General features: G+C 57.4%; 2 tRNA genes and 1 rRNA gene. All 3 read right to left on the bottom strand.

Annotated features, from left to right (window positions below):
* Positions 1-360: 360 nt before the first annotated feature.
* Positions 361-436, bottom strand: a tRNA-Ala gene (locus PKC29_15660).
* Between the two features lie 138 nt (positions 437-574).
* Positions 575-651: transfer RNA gene (locus tag PKC29_15655), tRNA-Ile, on the bottom strand.
* A 77-nt stretch (positions 652-728) separates the two neighbouring features.
* A 16S ribosomal RNA gene (locus tag PKC29_15650) occupies positions 729-1,054 on the bottom strand; the annotation flags it as partial.

The raw sequence follows: 1,054 nt of genomic DNA, 5'->3' as shown, positions 1-1,054 counted from the left end.
GCCAAGGCATCCACCACATGCACTTAGTCGCTTGACCCTATAATTTTGAGAACTGGCAGGCCAGTCCCCGCATTACAGAGGCGTTGCTTACCCTGCAACCGGCTCGGCATCAGGCCCATCGCTGGGCCCAATATTCCGGAGGCAGGGTCGATACAATTTCAACCCATGTCGATGCGCCGCTCGAAACGCGTACCGTCGAAACGACACACGCTCTCACGAACGCATCACCTTCTTCCAAATTGTTAAAGAACAGCCGTTACGCATAAAGCGTAAGCACTAAAGCCAAACGGCCCCACTGCTTACGATTCACTCTGACAGGTACCACTTCATTCCCGACCCCGGCTCCCGACCCCTGGTGTCTGGTGGAGGATGACGGGATCGAACCGACGACCCCCTGCTTGCAAAGCAGGTGCTCTCCCAGCTGAGCTAATCCCCCTCTGACCTTCGATCGCCTTCGCATCGCCGCGCTGCTCAACGCCTGGTGTGCACTCGCACACGGCGGCATCTCGCGCCTTGCGCTGTTCGACTCTCAAAGTCCAGAGTCGAACCGGCAAACCGCCAGGCCACCTTTGTCTGGTGGGCCTGGCTGGATTTGAACCAGCGACCCCACGCTTATCAAGCGTGTGCTCTAACCAACTGAGCTACAAGCCCGGTCGTCCCGCTTCAACGAACAAAGCGGACTCTCGTCGACAACCGATAGGTGTGGGCGTTGATGCGGCGTTCTCTAGAAAGGAGGTGATCCAGCCGCAGGTTCCCCTACGGCTACCTTGTTACGACTTCACCCCAGTCATGAAACCCAGCGTGGTAAGCGCCCTCCTTGCGGTTAGGCTACCTACTTCTGCCAGATTCCACTCCCATGGTGTGACGGGCGGTGTGTACAAGACCCGGGAACGTATTCACCGCGACATGCTGATCCGCGATTACTAGCGATTCCGACTTCATGCTCTCGAGTTGCAGAGAACAATCCGGACTACGATCGGCTTTCTGGGATTGGCTCCACCTCGCGGCTTGGCAACCCTCTGTACCGACCATTGTATGACGTGTGAAGCCCTAC

The organism is Thermodesulfobacteriota bacterium (assembly GCA_035325995.1).
Classification (GTDB): Bacteria; Desulfobacterota_D; UBA1144; order Nemesobacterales; family UBA2774; genus JADLGH01.
This window is presented reverse-complemented; position numbering and strand designations above follow the sequence as displayed.